18 protein-coding genes and 1 pseudogene are annotated in these 19,101 nt (G+C 54.2%); 4 read left to right on the forward strand and 15 right to left on the reverse strand.

Annotated features, from left to right (window positions below):
- Nucleotides 1-62: 62 nt before the first annotated feature.
- Together DFQ01_RS04945 and DFQ01_RS04950 are read left to right on the forward strand one after the other, a co-directional pair.
- The gene (locus DFQ01_RS04945) at nt 63-689 is read left to right on the forward strand and encodes a DUF1796 family putative cysteine peptidase (protein WP_174812548.1); all 627 of its coding nucleotides are present in this window, start codon (nt 63-65) and stop codon (nt 687-689) included.
- Between the two features lie 164 nt (nt 690-853).
- Complete coding sequence (locus DFQ01_RS04950; protein WP_110042756.1) at nt 854-1,405, forward strand: hypothetical protein; 552 nt, start codon at nt 854-856, stop codon at nt 1,403-1,405.
- A 60-nt stretch (nt 1,406-1,465) separates the two neighbouring features.
- Here DFQ01_RS04950 and DFQ01_RS04955 read toward each other — a convergent pair whose 3' ends face one another.
- The 6 genes from DFQ01_RS04955 to DFQ01_RS04975 form a co-directional block, all read right to left on the reverse strand.
- Nucleotides 1,466-2,689 (reverse strand): HNH endonuclease, encoded by a 1,224-nt coding sequence (locus DFQ01_RS04955; RefSeq protein WP_174812547.1) that lies wholly within the window; start codon nt 2,687-2,689, stop codon nt 1,466-1,468.
- 128 nt (nt 2,690-2,817) lie between these two features.
- On the reverse strand, nt 2,818-4,299 hold the full coding sequence (locus DFQ01_RS04960) for an alpha-L-fucosidase (protein WP_110042758.1): 1,482 nt from the start codon (nt 4,297-4,299) through the stop codon (nt 2,818-2,820).
- 171 nt (nt 4,300-4,470) lie between these two features.
- Nucleotides 4,471-4,926: a UPF0158 family protein gene (locus tag DFQ01_RS04965; protein ID WP_245946528.1), complete on the reverse strand. Its 456-nt coding sequence runs from the start codon at nt 4,924-4,926 to the stop codon at nt 4,471-4,473.
- A 57-nt stretch (nt 4,927-4,983) separates the two neighbouring features.
- Nucleotides 4,984-5,115 (reverse strand): hypothetical protein, encoded by a 132-nt coding sequence (locus DFQ01_RS31850; protein ID WP_281271973.1) that lies wholly within the window; start codon nt 5,113-5,115, stop codon nt 4,984-4,986.
- 14 nt (nt 5,116-5,129) lie between these two features.
- Nucleotides 5,130-5,666 (reverse strand): DUF6155 family protein, encoded by a 537-nt coding sequence (locus DFQ01_RS04970; RefSeq protein ID WP_245946529.1) that lies wholly within the window; start codon nt 5,664-5,666, stop codon nt 5,130-5,132.
- A gap of 186 nt (nt 5,667-5,852) precedes the next feature.
- Complete coding sequence (locus DFQ01_RS04975; protein ID WP_110042759.1) at nt 5,853-7,136, reverse strand: Gfo/Idh/MocA family oxidoreductase; 1,284 nt, start codon at nt 7,134-7,136, stop codon at nt 5,853-5,855.
- Between the two features lie 273 nt (nt 7,137-7,409).
- Here DFQ01_RS04975 and DFQ01_RS04980 point away from each other — a divergent pair, with 273 nt between their 5' ends.
- On the forward strand, nt 7,410-8,240 hold the full coding sequence (locus DFQ01_RS04980) for an AraC family transcriptional regulator (protein ID WP_110042760.1): 831 nt from the start codon (nt 7,410-7,412) through the stop codon (nt 8,238-8,240).
- Between the two features lie 35 nt (nt 8,241-8,275).
- The gene (locus DFQ01_RS04985; RefSeq protein WP_110042761.1) at nt 8,276-8,860 is read left to right on the forward strand and encodes a thioredoxin family protein; all 585 of its coding nucleotides are present in this window, start codon (nt 8,276-8,278) and stop codon (nt 8,858-8,860) included.
- An 81-nt stretch (nt 8,861-8,941) separates the two neighbouring features.
- On the opposite strand, the gene DFQ01_RS30970 is transcribed toward DFQ01_RS04985, so the two are convergent.
- From DFQ01_RS30970 to DFQ01_RS05030, 9 genes and pseudogenes are all read right to left on the reverse strand, one after another.
- Nucleotides 8,942-9,853: a hypothetical protein gene (locus DFQ01_RS30970; protein WP_174812546.1), complete on the reverse strand. Its 912-nt coding sequence runs from the start codon at nt 9,851-9,853 to the stop codon at nt 8,942-8,944.
- 281 nt (nt 9,854-10,134) lie between these two features.
- Complete coding sequence (gene tuaD, locus DFQ01_RS05000; RefSeq protein WP_110042763.1) at nt 10,135-11,478, reverse strand: UDP-glucose 6-dehydrogenase TuaD; 1,344 nt, start codon at nt 11,476-11,478, stop codon at nt 10,135-10,137.
- Nucleotides 11,479-11,480: 2 nt separating this feature from the next.
- Entirely contained in the window at nt 11,481-12,383 is a 903-nt protein-coding gene (galU, locus tag DFQ01_RS05005) for a UTP--glucose-1-phosphate uridylyltransferase GalU (RefSeq protein WP_110042764.1), read from the reverse strand.
- A gap of 698 nt (nt 12,384-13,081) precedes the next feature.
- The gene (locus DFQ01_RS05010; protein WP_110042765.1) at nt 13,082-14,269 is read right to left on the reverse strand and encodes a DegT/DnrJ/EryC1/StrS family aminotransferase; all 1,188 of its coding nucleotides are present in this window, start codon (nt 14,267-14,269) and stop codon (nt 13,082-13,084) included.
- Nucleotides 14,270-14,344: 75 nt separating this feature from the next.
- A complete protein-coding gene (locus tag DFQ01_RS05015; protein ID WP_342769981.1) occupies nt 14,345-15,085 on the reverse strand; it encodes an acetyltransferase in 741 nt (246 codons plus the stop codon).
- Nucleotides 14,998-15,621 (reverse strand): sugar transferase, encoded by a 624-nt coding sequence (locus DFQ01_RS31505; RefSeq protein ID WP_281271977.1) that lies wholly within the window; start codon nt 15,619-15,621, stop codon nt 14,998-15,000. The genes DFQ01_RS05015 and DFQ01_RS31505 overlap by 88 nt, the downstream gene beginning before the upstream one ends.
- 69 nt (nt 15,622-15,690) lie before the next feature.
- Nucleotides 15,691-16,788: pseudogene (locus DFQ01_RS31510) on the reverse strand (glycosyltransferase family 4 protein); the annotation flags it as partial.
- Nucleotides 16,785-17,816: an NAD-dependent epimerase gene (locus DFQ01_RS05025; RefSeq protein WP_110042767.1), complete on the reverse strand. Its 1,032-nt coding sequence runs from the start codon at nt 17,814-17,816 to the stop codon at nt 16,785-16,787. The gene DFQ01_RS05025 and the pseudogene DFQ01_RS31510, both read right to left, overlap by 4 nt.
- Nucleotides 17,816-19,051 carry a glycosyltransferase family 4 protein gene (locus DFQ01_RS05030; RefSeq protein ID WP_110042768.1) on the reverse strand — a complete coding sequence of 412 codons (1,236 nt, stop codon included), beginning with the start codon at nt 19,049-19,051 and terminating at the stop codon, nt 17,816-17,818. The genes DFQ01_RS05025 and DFQ01_RS05030 overlap by 1 nt, the downstream gene beginning before the upstream one ends.
- Nucleotides 19,052-19,101 lie beyond the last annotated feature (50 nt).

Raw genomic sequence — 19,101 nt, forward strand, 5'->3', positions numbered from 1 at the left:
TACGGGCGATCAATCGCATTCATAGAATAGAGAAAGAAGATTAAGAAAGAGTGGAGATGCGCATGGAGCTTCACGAAATAGCAGGACAATACGATGCCATATTTAGTCTCGGCATGAACTGCCTCCCTGCAATTCAACTAGAACGCAACGGGATTCGGCCGTACACAGGAGTGCTGGATTGGGTAGATGTTGTCCATCTGCCGAATGTTACCCGGATGATTCGGAGCCGATTCTCCAATTTCGCCTTACAGCACAATCTGGTTTACCAAACGACACTCAACAATTTCATCCTCCTTCGAGACGTCGCCAACGACATGATTATCGTCCACGACTTCCCTTACCCTCGCAATACACCCACACATTGGCCCGACTACGATGCGTTCCGTACCAAGATGGATCGTCGGATTGCGCGTTTTTTGACCAAAGCCGCCAGCGCACGCCGCATCCTTTTTGTTCGTACAGGAGGACTGCCAGAGGAAGCACTTGAGCTGGAGCAAGCGTTAGCGTCGATTGTAACAGGAGAGTTCCACGTCCTGCTCGTGAATCACAATCCTGTTTCCACCCTCGTTGAGAACCACTGGCCGCTCCCACATACATGCGGTATCATGCTGCCGGATAACCCCGATATTTGGAGAACAAACGACTCCTATTGGCAGCAACTTTTACAAAATGTTAAATATAAACCTTAAGTGTCAGCGATCTACAATTTTTCCCATTATTCAGACCTAAGGCCTATCTTTTTTTGAGAGAATAGTGATACTATAGTTGTCAAATGAAGGAATTGGAGGGTGGACGTTCACTAAATCAAGAAGCTCGCGACAGATGATAATCGATGAAGGAAAGGAAGAATTTGATGTACAGACAAGTAGAAGACGCACACGATCTGGTGCAATTCAATAAAGTATGGGAATCTGTATGGCGTGAGAAAGGTTACGAGCTGGAATATTCCAGCAACGCACTTGCCCGCTATGTGGTCGCTTCTCCCGAAGGCCAAATTGTCGGTACATCCGAGATTAAGCCCTATGTCCTAGGTCAAAGCGCTATTGATGAGATCGCCCCTTTCGCTGAACATCCTTCCATTATTGCAAACCAAGGCAGCATCGGTGAGATCGACAAGTTCGCGCTGCTCAAGCAGTTCCGCGGGCTTCACTATTCTGGTGAGCTGGTGTCGACAGCTGTACACTGCTGCAAAACATTCAATCTTAAATACTGCGTGACGCTGCTGGAGCCTGTATTTTGCCGCGCACTTCGTGTCTCGTTTCGCGTTCCGATGGAGCAAATTGCTGAGAAAACGTTCTATAAAGGTGATTATGTCATTCCAATCGTATTCGACCTGGAGGAAATCTATCGAAATACGAATCGCTACGATTGGCTTACCCTGCCGGACCTTGCCAATGCGCGCTAACTATAATAAAATACGCCTTCATCTCCGCTGATGAAGCGGGTATGAAGGCGTATTTGTTCGTTATTCTTCTGCGTCCTCGTCCGGATCATCCGGATAAGGAAAATCGAGCTTGTCAGCTTTGAGCAGATTGCATTCGCTGCAAGCGCACACACAGTTCATCGGAGACGACAGACCACCCTTCGACTTCGGCATCACATGGTCGATCGTATCGCCGAATTGGCCGCAGTAACGGCATACATAGTTGTCCCGCTGCAGAATAAGCAGACGGAAGTCACTCTTCGTGTACAGCTTATGAATGAGCCTTGGGTGAATGATACCCGCAGCTCCTTCCTGTACCATCCGTACCGCAATGTCCTTCTCGATCTCCGTATGCCAGCGCTTGCCTGTCTCACGCCGTCCGCGAAGCCGGATCATGCCGGTCCCCTTATCATTCAGAATCGCAGCATCGAAAGTAAAAGGCCCTTTAAACGGCACGATCCGCTTGTTCGGCGGACGAACGGCTGGCCGCTTCGGTGCTTCGATTTCCGATATCGCCGTCTCACTCTCAGCGATCTGCTTGCTCTTACGCCGCTTACGCTTCCGTTTCCGTTTGCGCTTGACCGGATGCTCTTCTTCATCATGTTGATGAGCCGAGTCTTGTTCTATTTCGGTTCCTTCATCTGCTGATGTCAGGATGTGCTTGGCAGTATCGCCGCCAGTGTCTTCCTTGATGCTGGAAACCGCCACGTTTGCCGATTTCTTACTGCGGCGTCTACGTTTGCGCTTACGTTGACGCTTGCCTTGCTCGCGCTCGGCAGGTGCGTCTCCTGTAGACTCAGCAGCTAAAGCAGGATCGTGATCCTGTGCATCCGAATTCCCGCTATCCGTGCCAAGTTCGTGTTCCGTATGATCAGCCAGCTCTTCTCCAGTGGAAGGCTGCGGATCATCCGCTTCATCCAATCCCGCTGCCAGTGCAGCTTTCTTCTTCGCTCGCTTGCCGCGTCTTCGCTTCCGCTTGTGTTTGCGCTTTGGCTCTTCGGCTGCTTCAGCTTCACTGATGACATTCACACTTACGCTTGGTTCTATCCATTCGCGTTCGGCTTCGCCCTCTCGTGCAGCGGCCTGCTCGCCGTAAAGCGCTTGCGCTGCGGTCGACTCCGCAGGCCCCTCACCTAATGCACGCAGCCGCTTGCGCGAACGCAGGCAGGCGCGGCAAATACCGCGCCGCGTCTGTCGTCCCGACCGCTTCGGATAAGCTTCCGGCGGTTTTTCGACGCCGCAGCCGGCGCATTTTATATTCGACATGCCCATTTCCGCTCCGTTCCTCTATGTGCTGCATGGACAAAAGCTAGTAGAAACTTTCCTTCATGTTACCCAAAATCTGCACATATCGCAAGGAATCCATGGAAATGGGCACTGCTGTTAGTCTGACGTTACGCTGGTGTTATGCGGAATACGACCGGCAGTACACCTTCCGTTTCGACACCACGAATCGTCAATGCATCCTGCCCGCGCTCCCACTGTACATCGCCGTCCCAACCAAGTCGATCGATACGCGCGATGTCTTGCTTGAACAGACCGGCAGCTTCGCCAAGCGACTCGATGACGATATCTTCGGCACCGGGATTACGGAGTGTGATCGCGTACAGCACATGATCTTGTACCGTGAAGCGGATATCCTTGTGCGTGAATTTGTCCCGCTTGCCATCCGAGAATGCACCATCTGGCACAGCTGTCGGACCCTCCCCATAAATTGTCCAGTGCTTCGAATCATAGATCGCTTCGCCGTTTAGGGAGAGCCACTCGCCGATCGTCTCGAGCATGGCAATCTCTTCATCCGGAAGCGTGCCGTCCGCCTTCGGTCCAATGTTGAGCAGCAGCGAGCCGTTTTTGCTCACGATGTCGACCAAGTCGCTCACAATGTCTTCAACCGGCTTGTAATGCTGCTCTTTCACATAGCACCAGCTGTTATACGATACGGCCGTATCCGTCTGCCAGAATGGTTCGCGAATGCCCTTGAGCTGACCCCGCTCGACATCATAGATCGCCGTGCCCTCCGGGAAGCTTTTGTACTTGTAGTTGATCGCAACCGGCTGCTTCCGTTCTGCACCGAGGTTATAGTAATAAGAAGCGAATTGCTGTAAGTACGGCTCGAACGCATGCTGCTGAATCCACCAGTCAAAATAAACGATGTCCGGCTCATACTTATCCGCCAGCTCGCATGTACGCGCCAGCCAATCGTCTAGGTAAGCTGCATCCGGCGGAGCCAGCGCCGGATCGTGATGGTCCTCCGGCCCGGGTGCTGCCGGACCGTAGAACGATTCGAATGCCGGATCCTGCACATCTGAAGGGAACTTGCGGCCGCCATCGAAGAACCACCAGTGCTCCGCGCGGTGACTGGATACGCCGAACTTCAAACCACGAGCGCGCGCCGCGGCGCCAAGCTCCGCAATGATGTCCTTGCGTGGCCCCATCTGCACAGCGTTCCATTCCGACAACTCGCTGCCGTACATTTGGAACCCATCATGATGCTCTGCTACAGGAATGACATATCTCGCACCCGACTTCACGAATAGGTCCGCCCATTGATCCGCATTGAACTTCTCCGCTTTGAACATCGGAATGAAATCCTTGTAGCCAAAATCGGTGTGCGGCCCAAACGTCTCCGCGTGATGCTTCCACTCCGGTGTTCCCTCTTGGTACATGTTGCGCGAGTACCACTCATTATGGAAGGCAGGCACCGCGAACAAGCCCCAGTGGATAAAAATACCGAACTTCGCCCGCTCGTACCATTCCGGTACTTGGAACTGCTTCAGCGACTCCCAATTCGGCTGGAATGGCCCTTGCTCCGATACTTGTCGCGCCTGCGATAGAATGGACTGCTGTTTCGATTGCTGCTGCTCCGATAGCTTCATATCGTCTTCAAACCTCCTGCGTGCATGATAGATAATGGATAGCCTCATTATATCCACTCGTCCTATGCTTCCGACAGCAGCATTCGTTGCAGAAGGTTGTCCGATATTGATATCTGAATAAGAAATAGCCCCAGCCACGTATTATTGATCTGGGACTGCTATCTGCTTATTTTATTGTTCTGTTTCTAGCGCTAGCTGCACATTTATTTCTTCTAACCAATCGAGAATACGATCTCGATTTCGAGACTCCAGGTAACGATAGTAGCGCTCCAGCTCCGTCTTATTGGAGGACAGTTCATCTTTGAAACGTCGAAAAATTTTGCGACCGCCATTCAATATGTCGCAAAGCTCTAATCGGAGGGCAGCGTCTTGAACCGTCTCTGTGAAATCCACCATATCGCAATAGCCTTCATTCGAATCTCGCTGCGGAATCCGGAAATACGTCATATTGAATCCCTCTTCCACCAGCTCGTTTAGTTCCTCTTCCTCATCATCAACGTCGAAGTCTCGGAGCATCACAATTTCGCCTGTCTCGATGTTCAGGTACCAATCCATTCCATCCGTATGGGTATCATAGGTATCTGCCAGCTCTTTAAACTGATCTTTTGTTATTTTCAATATTTTCATAGGGACCTCCACGGCTGCCGTCGCCGCATACGCAGCATTACGTTGTTCTTCCTCCCATTATTCCCAAGTAGTACCAAACGGAATACCTCCATCCGTATACCCGGCAATAAAATAGAAATACTCGTCCCGCTCACATGCTTCCAGCAGCTCGGGCTCCCAAGCAACTCGCTTTTTTCTCTTCTTATACAAATGTATTTTCCCCTCTAGTTCCGGTCCAATTGTGCATGAAGATCATCCAATGCATCATGAAATCCCCAGCCGATCCCGCGCGTTCGGGAAACAATCGCTTCAAGTCGTTCCTTATATTCATCGAACCGCGCGCCTGTCTCGTCCTCATTCACTGCGTCGATCATATCGGCGTACATCGAGGTCATACTATAGTAGAATCGCTCATCGATATCTCCGAAGGCCAACGTAAATTCAACGCCATTCTCCACATAAATCAGCTTCAGCTCCAGACTGTACTTCTCGTTTCCAGTCAAACGCTCGAATTCCGCTATTGCACTCTTCGCTTCTTTCAAACGCAGCTTTCCATGACCACGCTTAGGAAAGAACTCGTCCTCAACCTTTTGTCGGTACTGCTCAAATAAGGGTACAACCGCTTCATCGCCAAGTATTCTGACTGCAAGGAATTTCTCCATATCTTTGCTGCTGCTATAGCATGCCTTTACCAGTTCGATGAGCTGCTCGTTCGTTAATTGCTTCAAGTGCTTGTTTAGCGCGGACTTTGTTAGCTTCATTTTGTGTTCTCCTCCGACTTCGCTGATCTTCATTTCCTGCTTAGTTAATATCACACCTGATTCTATTATATGGAATACTCTTTCTCTCTATCTACCAAAAAAAAGCCTAAAAAAGCAATTCGCTTCTTTAGGCTCTAACATTTAACCTGCCACCTATCCCTGCTGTCTTTCCTTTATCTGTACCTTCTACTTCAACAAGTCCGCCACCCGTACTGGGAGGCCGGTGCGAATCGATTGGTTCGCGGCGATGCCGGTCATGATGGACATGGCGCCGTCGACGTGCGATGCTGCGCGTTTCAGCGGGTCCGGTGCCGGTACGCCGAACAGGTCGTTCAGCAGGACAGGGTCGCCGCCGCCGTGACCGCCTGCGGCTTTCTCAAGCTCAACGGAGTAAGGCTCGCCGAACATCGGGAATACGATAATGCTCGAACCAACTGCCGCGCCTTCGAGCGCTTTGTCGCCGCCGCCGTTGACGTACGAGGTTTCAACAACCTTGAGTTCGATCCGGCCCTTGCTGCCGTTGAACGCAACGTTGAAGCCTTCCCATGGCATGTATGCATTAAGCGAGTACGTGAGGATCGCTTTGTTGCGATAACGAACCGTCACGCCCATCGTGTCTTCGATGTTGATGCCGTCGCCGAATACGCTCTGGTCGCGCTGGTAGCCGTCTTCATGCTCCGCGTCGAGGTACATCGCCTTGAGGTTCTCGTTCTGGTCGAGATGCAGCGCGAAGTGGTCTTCCTTCGCAGCTTCGCTGCCGTATGCGCGCTGATAGAATTCCGTCACGCCGCGCTTCTCCGCGTTCTCGCGGCCATAGAAGCGGAGATCGCCGAACGCGAATACCGTCTCTGGGTAGGAACCGAGCCAGAAGTTAACGAGGTCGAAGTGGTGCGTCGACTTGTGGACGAGCAGGCCGCCGCTGTTTCTTTTGTCACGATGCCATCTTCTGAAGTAGTCCGCGCCGTGCACCGTGTTGAGCAGCCATTCGAAGTGAATCGAGTTGACATCGCCGATCACGCCCGACATGATCAGCTCTCTGATGCGGGAATGGTACGAAGCGTACCGATAGTTGAACGTAACGCGCAGCTTGCGGCCTGTACGCTCGACAGCGTCCATAATTTCGCGGCATTTCTCATCGTCAACGGTCATTGGCTTCTCGCTAATAACGTCGCAGCCCGCTTCCATTGCACGAATAATATAGTGATGGTGCAGACGGTCAACCGTCGTCACGATGACAACGTCCGGCTTCTGCTCCTCGATCATCGTATCGAATGCGTCCGCACCGTAGGTAGCAACTTCAGGGTGATCATACTTCTCGCGCAGGTAACGGTTCGCCAGCGCCATTCTCGTCCGGTTAATATCACAAAATGCTAGAAACTCCGACGTCTCGCGGAAATCGCGTGCAAGCGCGCCATAGAACATTTCGCTGCGGCTGCCGCAGCCTACCAGTACGTATTTCTTCTTCGTCATTGCTTGGACCCTCCTAAAAGTGTGCGTCTGCTTCTTTCGATATTATCGAATGATCTGCAGCAAAAGCTGCATCGGAAGCAAAGGCTTAGGTTTTGCGTCTGCTAACATGCATTCGCTTTCATTACCTTCATCCTAAAGCATATATGAACCATTTTCTAATCGTATTCCGCTCAAATATTTAAGAAAGTGTGTTATTATGCTCCTAAGTGCAAGTGTTAGTGGAAAATGATATTGGCTTAAATTCCGAGTTTATTCGCGTTAGGGAGTGTCACCATGAACGAGCAATTACTGTTCGTGGAACGGATCGCGCGTCAGCACCCGTTCACGATGTCGAACCAAATGGAAGATACATTCGAAATGTATTATCTCGTCTCTGGCGGTCGGCGTTATTTCGTCCGAGATCAGACGTATGGCGTCACGCCAGGCACATTGGTGCTCATTCCACCTGGCGTCATCCATCGAACGATTGACGATCCTGATGCATCGGGACATGAACGGATTCTTGTCCAGTTCTCGCTATCGTTCCTTCAGCTTGGCATGCACGTCATGCCGCTTCACCTGGAGGCATTCCGTATGCCATCGCCGATTTTACCGTTTGATGGTGAAGATCGTATCGAAATCGAACGGCTGCTCATGCAAATGTGCGACGAGTTCACCAGCCGCAAACCCGCTCACGAGCCCATGCTGCATGCACTACTATCACAGCTGCTGCTTACGGTTGGACGCGCAATGAAACGTCATAGCGAAGATCACGCGATGCGTCCTGTTCCTGCCAACGTTACCGAAGGGCGAATTCAACCCGTCATCGACTATATTCTCAGCCACTGCGAGGAGCCGCTAGGTCTTGATGAGATTGCCCAGCAGTTTTATTTCAGCCCATCGCATCTAAGCCGGATGTTCCGGCGGTCGACTGGCTTCACCTATTCCGAATTCGTACAGCTTGTCCGTATTCGGCGCGCACAGGAACTACTTCGCACAACCGACCAGAAGGTGCTTGAGATCGCGGAAGCTTCGGGATTCGGGAACTTGTCCCATTTTCAACATACGTTCCGTAAGCATACTGGAATGACTCCGCTCAAATATAGGAAGGATTTACAGCGTTAGAGGTCGAATACGAATGGGAAAAGGAGGGATTCTCAATGTCATTCACCTTGCAGCTCGGGCAGCAAGCACCAGATTTCACGCTGCCTGCAACAGACGGTAATACTTATTCGCTCGCTGATTTCGCTCGTTCGCCGGTTCTCGTCGTCTTCTTCACATGCAATCATTGTCCTTATGTCGTCGGTTCAGATGAGGTGACGCGCGCAACGGCTGAGAAATATGCAGATCGCGGAGTCACATTCATTGGCATTAACAGCAACAGCGTCAATACAAAGCCACTCGATTCGTTTGAGCATATGGTGGCGCGTATGGCGGAGAAGCAGTATCCATGGCTGTACTTGCGGGATGAGTCGCAGGATGTCGCAAAATCGTATGGCGCGCTGCGGACGCCACACTTCTTCGTGTTCGACCAAGAGCGCAAGCTGGTGTACACCGGACGCGGCGTCGACTATCCGCGCGACACGGCGCGCATGACGGTCAACGACCTCGACAATGCGCTCGATGAGCTGACAAGCGGACAATCGGTATCGGTTGCATTGACGAATCCGATCGGCTGCAACGTGAAATGGGACGGACAAGACGAGCATTGGATGCCGGTTGAGGCTTGCGATCTCGTACTGTAATACGATGATTTCTTTAAAATGAAAAAGGGATATCCGTACAGCATCGGCTGCTGTCGGATATCCCTTTTCCATATTCTTGCCTTACTTGCCGACGATGCTCTTCAGCGTTGCACGACCTTCGACGATCTCTTCCTGATACCGTGTCTGCATCGGCTCCAGCAGAGCCGGATCTCCGCCGATCGCTGCAAGCTTCGCGATGGCGTCATCCATCACACTGCGATATTGGGATGTGCATGACGTGAACGCATCACTGGCTGTTTTGTACAAAACCGTCTTCTCATGCGTGGACGTCAATGTTGTAAACTGTACCGCGTAATCGGTCAGCTCCGCTTGGCATGCATTGCGCAGCTTAACGAGCGTATAGCCCGTATCGTTGTAAATCTCTTGCTCTTTCTTAATTTGCTCCAGATCATCCGATCCATTGCCGTTTCCGTTGCCATTACCGTTATTGCCGCTGTTTCCGTTGCCGTTACTATTTCCGTTACCGTTGTTGCCATTACTGTTTCCGTTATTACTATTGCCATTGCCATTGTTACTATTGCTGTTTCCGTTTCCATTGTTGCTATTGCTATTGCCGTTGCTATTGCCGTTGCTATTCCCGTTACCGTTGTTGCCATTGCTGTTTCCGTTATTACTATTGCCGTTATTGCCACTGTTGCCGTTGCTATTGCCGTTGCTGTTACCATTGCCACTGTTACCATTGCCGTTACCGTTGCCATTATTACTGTTACTATTGCCGTTACCGTTGCTTGACTTGTCCTTACTATTATCTTGCTTGTCCTCAACGCTTTGCTTTAACAGCGCAAGTGGCGACTGAACGCTCAGCTTCCCTAAGCTGAGCGATCCGAGCACAACCGAGCTGTTGGATGACGCATGATTAGACACGATCGACGCAAGTGCCGTCTTAAACGGCGAAGAGGCTTGCGCTGTCATCGCTGGTACAAGCGCGGCTGCAACAGTCAGTGCGATAATTCCGCGTATAGGTTTACGCATTGTAACCATCCTTCCTTTGAGTCGAGAGGGCGTCCGCTTCCATCGATAGCCACAACGTTTGTTCATCATTCGCTGCTATTTCAGGCTGGACGCACCCTCGCTACATCCTTGATTGCCTTGCAGCGAGTGTTGTGCCGGCCCATTGAACAACGCATATGCGACGTCGGGCATTCCAACAAACGTATGCTTTCGAACACCCCTCGTGGCGTCCAATCCCTCCAGCCCTATCCATAGCTCCTGTCGGAGACGGCAAGCTGTATAAATCGTTCACCCCCTTTCGGTCAAAAGTTAACGGATTGCCGCTCATCGTTCACGGCGCCGATCGGCCTACGGCCAATGGAGTGATAGATGAAGCCTTCCCGCTCCATCTCTTCCAAGCCGAAGCAATTGCGGCCGTCAATGATGATTGGCCTTGCCAGCAGCGTACGCACCTGAGCCAAGGACATGCTCATAACCTCGCTCCACTCCGTCAGAATGACGCAAGCATCGCAGCCAGTCACTGTCGCTTCGACCGAATCTGCATAAAGCACCTCGCTCGGCAGCAGTCGGCTCGCTGCATCGCTTGCGATTGGATCGTACGCACGCACCGATGCACCCGCACGAATCAGTTCTGGCACGATCGTGAGCGAAGGTGCCTCTCGCATGTCGTCGGTATTAGGCTTGAATGCCAGCCCAAGCACGGCAATCCGCTTGCCAGAGAGCGAACCAAGCGCTTCACGCAGCTTGTCCACAACGAGCATCCGCTGCTTCTGATTCGTTCGAATGACCGACTTCAGCAGCTCGAATTCGTAGCCGGACTTGTCGGCAATATGAGCAAGCGCATACGTATCCTTCGGGAAGCAGGATCCGCCGTAGCCGATGCCCGCTTGCAGGAATTTGCCGCCGATCCGGCTGTCCATCCCCATCCCTTCGGCCACGTCACTCACGTTCGCGCCGACCCGCTCGCAAATGTTCGCGATGGCGTTAATGAACGAGATTTTCGTAGCGAGGAAAGTGTTCGCCGCATACTTGATCATCTCTGCGCTTTCGAGATCGGTCATGAAGACCCGCGTGTTGAACGGTGCATGCAGCTCCGCAATTTCCTTTGCCGCCGCAAAGCTGTCCGAGCCAACTACGGCACGGTCCATGTTCATGCAGTCCGACAGAGCGGAGCCTTCACGCAGAAATTCCGGGTTCGACACGACATCGAATGTCGCCCATGGCGCCATCTTGTTCGCTTGTACGACTTCGCGCACAAGCTCGCCAGTACCGACAGGCACGGTGCTTTTGTTCACGATAATCTTATAGCCGTTCAAATGCTCGCCGACCTTCTTCGCAGCCGACATCACATACCGCATATCCGCTTCGCCCGTCTCCGACATCGGCGTGCCAACTGCAATATAGACGATGTCCGACGCTTCGATCGCCGCGCCAACATCCGTTGTGAAGTGCAGGCGGCCCTGCTCTTTATTGCGCGCCACCATCTCCTCCAGCCCCGGCTCATAGATCGGCACGACGCCGCTTTGCAGCAGGTTGATTTTACGCTCGTCGACATCGCAGCAGATAACCCGGTTACCTACCTCCGCAAAGCAAGAGCCCGATACGAGTCCGACATATCCCGTTCCGATTACCGTAATGTTCCGCATCGTTATTTCGCCACCTTATTCAGAATGGAAAAATGCTTATCGTATACCTGTTGGACGTATTGGAGCACATCGTTCTGCAGGTCTTCCCGCTGCAGCGCAAAGTCGAGCGTCGCGCGAATGAACCCGAATTTGTCGCCGACATCGTAGCGGACGCCATCGAAGTTGTAAGCGAGCACCGTCTTGCGGTCATTCAGCTTCTTGATCGCATCGGTCAGCTGGATTTCTCCGCCTGCGCCAGGCTCTTGATTCTCGAGAATTTCGAAGATATCCGGTGTCAGCACATACCGACCCATAATCGCGTAATTGGACGGCGCCGCTTTGCGAGACGGCTTCTCGACGAGTCCGTCAAGGAAGAAGACCGACGGTTCAATCGATGATCCGCGTGGGGCGATAATGCCGTATTTGGATACGTCATCGTCGCTGACTCGCTGTACGCCCACGATTGAAGAAGAATAGCGTTCGTATACGCGGATCAACTGACCAAGGCACGGCTCGTCCGATTGTACGATATCGTCGCCAAGCAAGACGGCGAACGGCTCGTCGCCAACGAAGCTGCGTGCGCACCAGATGGCGTGACCAAGACCACGCGGCTCTTTTTGACGAATATAGTGGATGTTCGCCATATCCGAGATACGCTGAATTTGCTCCAACTCTTTGGACTTGCCTTTCTTAGACAGTGCATCCTCAAGCTCGAACGTTTTATCAAAATGATCCTCGATCGCCCGCTTACCGCGGCCGCTGACAATCAGAATATCCTCAATGCCAGAGGCGATTGCCTCCTCGATTATGTATTGAATCGTCGGCTTGTCGACGATGGGAAGCATCTCCTTCGGCTGTGCTTTCGTTGCGGGCAGGAACCGCGTGCCGAGGCCGGCTGCTGGAATGATCGCTTTGCGCACTTTCATGGGAAGATCCCCCTTAGTTGGATTAGATAATAGATTTCGCGTATGTGCCCGACGGTAGGTGCACTTTTGCACCTTCGCAGTCCGATTCGGTGTGCTAGGCGACGCGTAGGTGCACTTTTGCACTTACATGGACCGATTCGGCGCGCTTAGCGACGCGTAGGTGTATTTTTGCACTTACGTGAGGCGGCTCGCCGCATTGGGCCGATCGTAGGTGCACTTTTGCACTTACGTGAACCGATTCGATGCACTCGGAGACGCGTAGGTGCATTTTTGCACTTACGTGAGGCGATTCGGTGCACTCGGCGACGCGTAGGTGCACTTTTGCACTTACGTGAGGCGATTCGGTGCACTCGGCGACGCGTAGGTGCACTTTTGCACTTACGAGAACCGATTCGCCGCACTCGGAGACGCGTAGGTGTATTTTTGCACTTACGTGAGGCGGCTCGGTGCATTGGGCCGATCGTAGGTGCACTTTTGCACTTACGTGAACCGATTCGATGCACTCGGAGACGCGTAGGTGTATTTTTGCACTTACGTGAGGCGGCTCGCCGCATTGGGCCGATCGTAGGTGCACTTTTGCACTTACGTGAACCGATTCGATGCACTCGGCGACGCGTAGGTGCATTTTTGCACTTACGTGAGGCGATTCGCCGCATTTGGCCCTTCTTTTAATATAGAAACGAACGGGTCCAGTCGAGTTAACCGCTATGCGCGGCAAGCACGCTTGCAAGTTTGCGGCTGTCCGCCAGATGGCTGTGAATGCAATCGATAACCCGATTCTGCTGCTCGATCGTCAGCGACGAGCCGGACGGCAAGCAGATGCCCCGGGCAAAAAGCTGATCAGACACGCTGCCCTGCGGCAAGTCCGTGTGCGGGTAATAAGCACATTCGCGAAGCAGCGGCTGCAGATGCATCGGCTTCCACACCGGCCGCGCTTCGATATTCGCTTCCATTAGCGCATGGACCAACGCTTCTGGCGTCGTGCCCGTCGCATCCGGGTCGAGTGTCATCGCCGTTAGCCAGCGAGTCGATCGACCATAGGGCGCTTCCGGCATGAAGTCGATACCCTCAATGCCAGAGAATGCTGCCACATAACGTTCGAAGATCGCCCTTCTCGCTTCAATGCGACTGTCCAGCACCTGCAGCTGCCCCCGGCCAATACCGGCCAGTACGTTGCTCATCCGGTAGTTGAAGCCGAGCTGCGAATGCTCGTAATGCAGGGCCTGATCCCTCGACTGCGTCGCCCAGAACCGGGCAAGCTTCAGCGCCTCAAGATCTTGACCGATCAGCATGCCGCCGCCGGAGGTCGTCATAATTTTGTTTCCGTTGAAGGAATAGATGCCGAACCGCCCGAATGTGCCGCTCGCAGAGCCTTGGTATGTCGCGCCAAGCGATTCCGCAGCATCTTCCACGATCGGAACGCCATATTGCTCGCACAACTCGGTAATTGCTGCCATGTCTGCGCTCTGTCCATACAAGCTGACGACGATGACTGCCTTCGGCATCCGACCTGCACGACGCGCATCCTCCAGCGCGCGCTGAAGTGCTGCTGGCGACATGTTCCAGGTCGTTTCGTCAGCGTCAATGAAGACAGGTACTGCGCCTTCGTACAGTACAGGATTGACGCTTGCGATGAACGTCAGCGACGAGACGAATACGATGTCGCCTCGTCCCACGCCTAGCAGTCGGAGCGCTAGATGAATAGCCGCCGTACCGGAGGAGAGCGCCACTGCGCCCTGTGCCCCGACATAAGAAGCAATCTCTTGCTCGAACGCATCAACATTGGGACCAAGCGGTGCGATCCAATTGCTCGCGAACGCTTCCGCGACGAAGCCCGCTTCTGCCTCCCCGATATGAGGCGGCGATAAGAAGATGCGTTGGTTCATGAATAATCCCTCCATTTTCTTCACGAAAATAAATGCCGCTCTGTTGCGAAATCCTACAGCGATTCACCGCTATCGCTAGCCGTGCTGCGTAATCGCCCGTGCCGGAACGCCGACGGCGGTCGTTGCATCAGGTACGTCGCGAATGGCGACACCGCCTGCACCGAGGACCGACCAGCGCCCTAACCGAACGCCGGGGATCAGGACAGCCCCGCTCCCAACATGTGCGCCCTCCATGACCGAAGCCGCGCCGGCCAGCGTTCCGTTCGGCGAGACATGTGCGAACGGACCAACAATGGCGTCATGCTCGACGACGGCGCCGGAGTTCACGATCGCGTGAGCGCCAATGACCGCGCCAGGCCCGATAACGGCGCCAGGCATGACAACCGCGCCCGGTCCAAGCCGCACGTCGCCGGCTACATGCGCCCCGGGATGCACCAGCGCCGCATAGCTGAGGTCCGCAAGGCCAAGCCGTTCTGCGATCGCTCGCCGGGTCTTGTTGTCGCCGATGCCGATCACGACCTGTGCGGCGGGTTCATCCTCCAGCATGAGCGGCACTGCGTTGATCGGGCCGTATGGCAGGCCAGCGCATAAGGTGACTTCCGCATACCGGTCGTCGGCGATAGCCGTTAGCCGATATTGCGGCGACACGCGAACGATTTCCATGAGCACGCGGCCATGGCCGCCCTGCCCGATCACGATAATGGGCCGTTTCTCCGAGTAATGATGCATCACCATGGCACACCGCCTGCTTCTCGTTCGCCCGTGAAACGGCTCATCGTCGCCTTGCCTGGCTGCGCAATGCCTTCCCGCTTCCATACTTTAGCTGCGGTCATGGCCAAAATGCGGAGATCCAACCCAAAGGACTGACGATCGACATAGTCGACATCGAGCTTAAACTTCTCGTCCCAAGACAGTTCGTTGCGGCCATTCACCTGCGCCCAGCCCGTAATGCCGGGCCGCACATCGTGGCGGCGTCCCTGCTCTTCGGTATAAAGCGCTAGATATTCCATCAATAGCGGTCGAGGCCCGACGAGGCTCATCTCCCCCCGAATCACGTTGAGCAGCTGCGGCAGCTCGTCGAGACTGAGCTTGCGGAGCAATCTGCCGAAAGCCGTAAGCCGCACTTCGTCTGGCAGCGGCTGCCCGGACGCATCCGTCGCATCCGTCATCGTACGGAACTTATGCATCATGAACGGCATGCCATGCCTTCCCGGACGCTTCTGACGGAACAACACGGGCGATCCAAGCTTCAGCCTGACGAGCAGTGCGACGATTCCATACACCGGCAGTAATGCAACAAAAGCAGGTACACTGACCGCCAGATCGAAGGCCCGCTTCGCTGCGGCACGCAGCCGATTTCGCAGCCCCCGCGCTCTTTGCGTTCTTCTGGCCGTCTCTCGGTACATGCGCAGCAGACGCTGCACGACGATCGACTCCGTGAAAGCTGACGCGATTCGAGCTCTTCCCGCCGCACCAAACTGACTGCGCTTGCTCTCGGAAAGCATGACCTCAGCGAGAGCTTCAGCCAGCTTATCTGCGTTCCGATATTCCGCAAGAAGCCCTGTCTCGCCGTGCACCACTAGTTCCTTGGTGCCGGGCACATTCGTAGCGACAACCGGCTTGCCCAGCGCCATCGCTTCCATGATGGAGCGTGGAATTCCTTCCTTCTCCGATGTGAGAGCGACGGCATCCGCCATCGCAAGCCAAGGGACGATCGAAGGCTGCTGGCCGACAATGACTACGTCCTCCGTCAGGCCGTCCGCTTGCAATCTTTCCCGAACTTGTCCCTCCAGCGGGCCCTGACCGGCAAGCACCGTCGTCCAGTTAAGCTTGCCTTCCCGCTTTACCAGCTTCAGCGCATCCAGCAGCAGACCGTGATCCTTAACTGGCTCAAACCGAGCAGCGACGAAGAGGAGCGGCTTTTCCGCCGCCAAACCATACGCTTCCTGCAGATGAGCCAATCGCTCCTCGTCAACCCTGGCAGCAGCATCATCAAGCCTGTCGAGATCGACACCGTTGCCTTCTGTATAGACAGGCCGCCAAGGCGCCAGCTTACGAAGCGCCTCCGCGTCTGCCCCATTCTGCGAAGCTAGTGCGTCACAGAACAGCGCAGCCACCTTCTCGAGCGTGCGATAAAGCCAATAAGCAGGCTTCGACTGACCCTCGTAAAAAGGCAGGCCATGGCTCGTATGCATCACGACGGGTACGCGCGCCAGCTTGGCCGCAACTCGCCCGATCAAGCCCGCTTTGGCTGTATGGGTATGGACGACGTCGAAGCGTTCTTTCCGGAACAAACGATACATGGCGATGATAGAGGCCAAATCCGCCAACGGCTTGATCGAGCGCTCCATCGCGATGTGCTCCCATCGGAACGGATAGGCTGCACGAACGCTGGGACTCGTGCCTTCCGCCGAAGTAATGAACGTCACGTCCCAGCCTTCCTGCTGCAGCAGACGCAGCTTGTCGCCCATAATGTGGTGGCTGATGCCGGAGGTGCATATATGGGCGATTCGGCTCATGATGAAACCACCTTCTGTAATGAAATACCGTAATACGACTTGTACCAGTCGACGAACCGACCGATGCCCTCTTCGATCGTCGTTACAGGGCGGAAATCGATAGCAGCTGACAGGTCGTCGATATCAGCGAATGTTGCCTGCACATCACCGGGCTGCATGGGCATATATTCAATCCGAGCTTTGCGTCCAAGCGCATCCTCGATCGTCTTGATAAAGGTCATCAGCTCTACAGGCCGATTGTTGCCGATGTTATAAATCTTATATGGCGCGTAACTGGAGCCCGGATCAGCCTTGAGGCGATCCCATGCTGGATCCGGCTGCGGCACTTTGTCGATCAATCGGCGGATGCCTTCCACGATGTCGTCAATATAAGTGAAGTCGCGCAGCATGTTGCCGCCATTGAATACTTGAATCGGCTGCCCTTCCGCAATACGCTTCGTGAAGCTGAAGTAAGCCATATCGGGACGGCCCCAAGGTCCGTATACCGTGAAGAACCGAAGTCCTGTCGTCGGCAATCCGTACAAGTGGCTGTACGTATGCGCCATCAGCTCATTCGCTTTCTTGGTTGCCGCGTATAGGCTGACAGGATGATCGACGTTATCATGCACGGCAAAAGGCATTTTTTCATTCGCCCCGTATACCGAGCTCGACGAAGCATAGATCAGATGCTGTACGCCGAGCTGGCGGCAAGCCTCCAACACATGCCCGAACCCCGTCAAATTCGATTCCAGGTAGGCAAAAGGATTCGTCAGGCTGTAACGTACGCCAGCCTGCGCCGCCAAATGGATAACCGTCGTCACGCCTTCTGCCTTCATCAAGGCAAGCAGCGGTTCATATTCGGCCACATCAAGCTCTCGTCCGGTGAAACCTGTCCGCCTCATCAGAGCGGCGTACCGATCATGCTTCAGACCAACGTCATAATAGTCGTTGAAATTATCGATACCGATGACTCGTTGGCGCTCGTCCAGCAGTCGATGGCATACATGCGAGCCGATGAAGCCGGCCGCTCCCGTTACTAGAATCGCCATTACGCATTCACTCCTTCGGTTCGTAATTCAGATAAGGCGTCGCCGCTTCGAACGTAATGGCCGAATGCCCGCCAGAACACATGCCGCTTCAGATCAAGCCGTTCTTTCGTATAAGCACCCGCGAGGCTGAAATTGCGCTCTGCCTGTTCGCCCCGCCAATCAGCGCTAGAAGCTGAACGAACAAGCTGTCTAGCCAGCGCAGCGGCTTGACCTGGACGATGCAGGCAATTCTCGTCCAGCAGCTCAGGGATGCCGCCCGCTGTCGAACCCAACGTCGGGCAACCGCGGCTCATCGCTTCGATGGTGGCGCGAGGCAGCCCCTCTTGGAAGCTTGGCTGCACGTATACATCGATGCCATCCAGCCATTCATGCACCGCCGAGCCGCTTGGTAGCACACCGTCGAAGGAAACGATCTCGCCGATGCCCAGCTTGTCCGCAAGCTGCTGCCAGCGAGCCGGGTCGCCATCGCCAAGCACCCGGAACGAGATGGCTTCCGGCAACTGCGGACGCGCGATGCTGATCGCCCGCAATGCAATGTCAATTCCTTTGGATCGGCCGTTAAGCGAACCGATGAGGCCGATGGTGAATGGACCATTGCCACCATTGCCGCCTTGAATACGGGCGAGCCGCCGCTGCAGCACCTCTTCACCTACGGGTGGCAGCTCCACGTTGGAGCACGAAGCCGTGCGGCCTCGCGGACAAGGGTATCTTTCCTGCAAGAATCGCTCGGTCACGTAAACCGCGAACGGCGCATGCTTCACGAGCCTGCGGTTTTTCCACAGCGCTAACGGGGCATACAGCTTGCCTTGCAGACTGCCGTAATTCCACAAGCCGTCCCATGCGCAGGCTACCATCTCCACTGCATATGGCTTGCCTAGACGTTTGGCGATGCGAATCGCCTCCGCCCCAATCTCACTTGGCATGCGTGCAATGACGGCATCCGCCTCACGGATTTTGTCCGTCAATGTATGCTCGACATAGCCTCTTTTCGTCAGCTTGTTAACCGGGTTGCTAAGTGACGGCAGTACGACGAAATCGACGTTTGGCCCACTCGACAGCGTCTTGCCCGACATATCCGCATCGGTAGAGGTCCGCTTGCCCCTGCAGGCGACCGTCAATCGGTCGAACACGTTCAAATACCGTTCCCACACCGTGTAAGGCAGCTTGCCACCGGAATAAAACTTGCCTGATTCATTGAAATAAAACGTATGGTCATGCGCCCAGACAACATGCATCACGTAACCCTCCTTAAAGTCAATTGCTTCTTCATTTCTGCCGCGTGAAC

This window comes from Paenibacillus cellulosilyticus (assembly GCF_003182255.1).
GTDB lineage: Bacteria > Bacillota > Bacilli > Paenibacillales > Paenibacillaceae > Paenibacillus_T > Paenibacillus_T cellulosilyticus.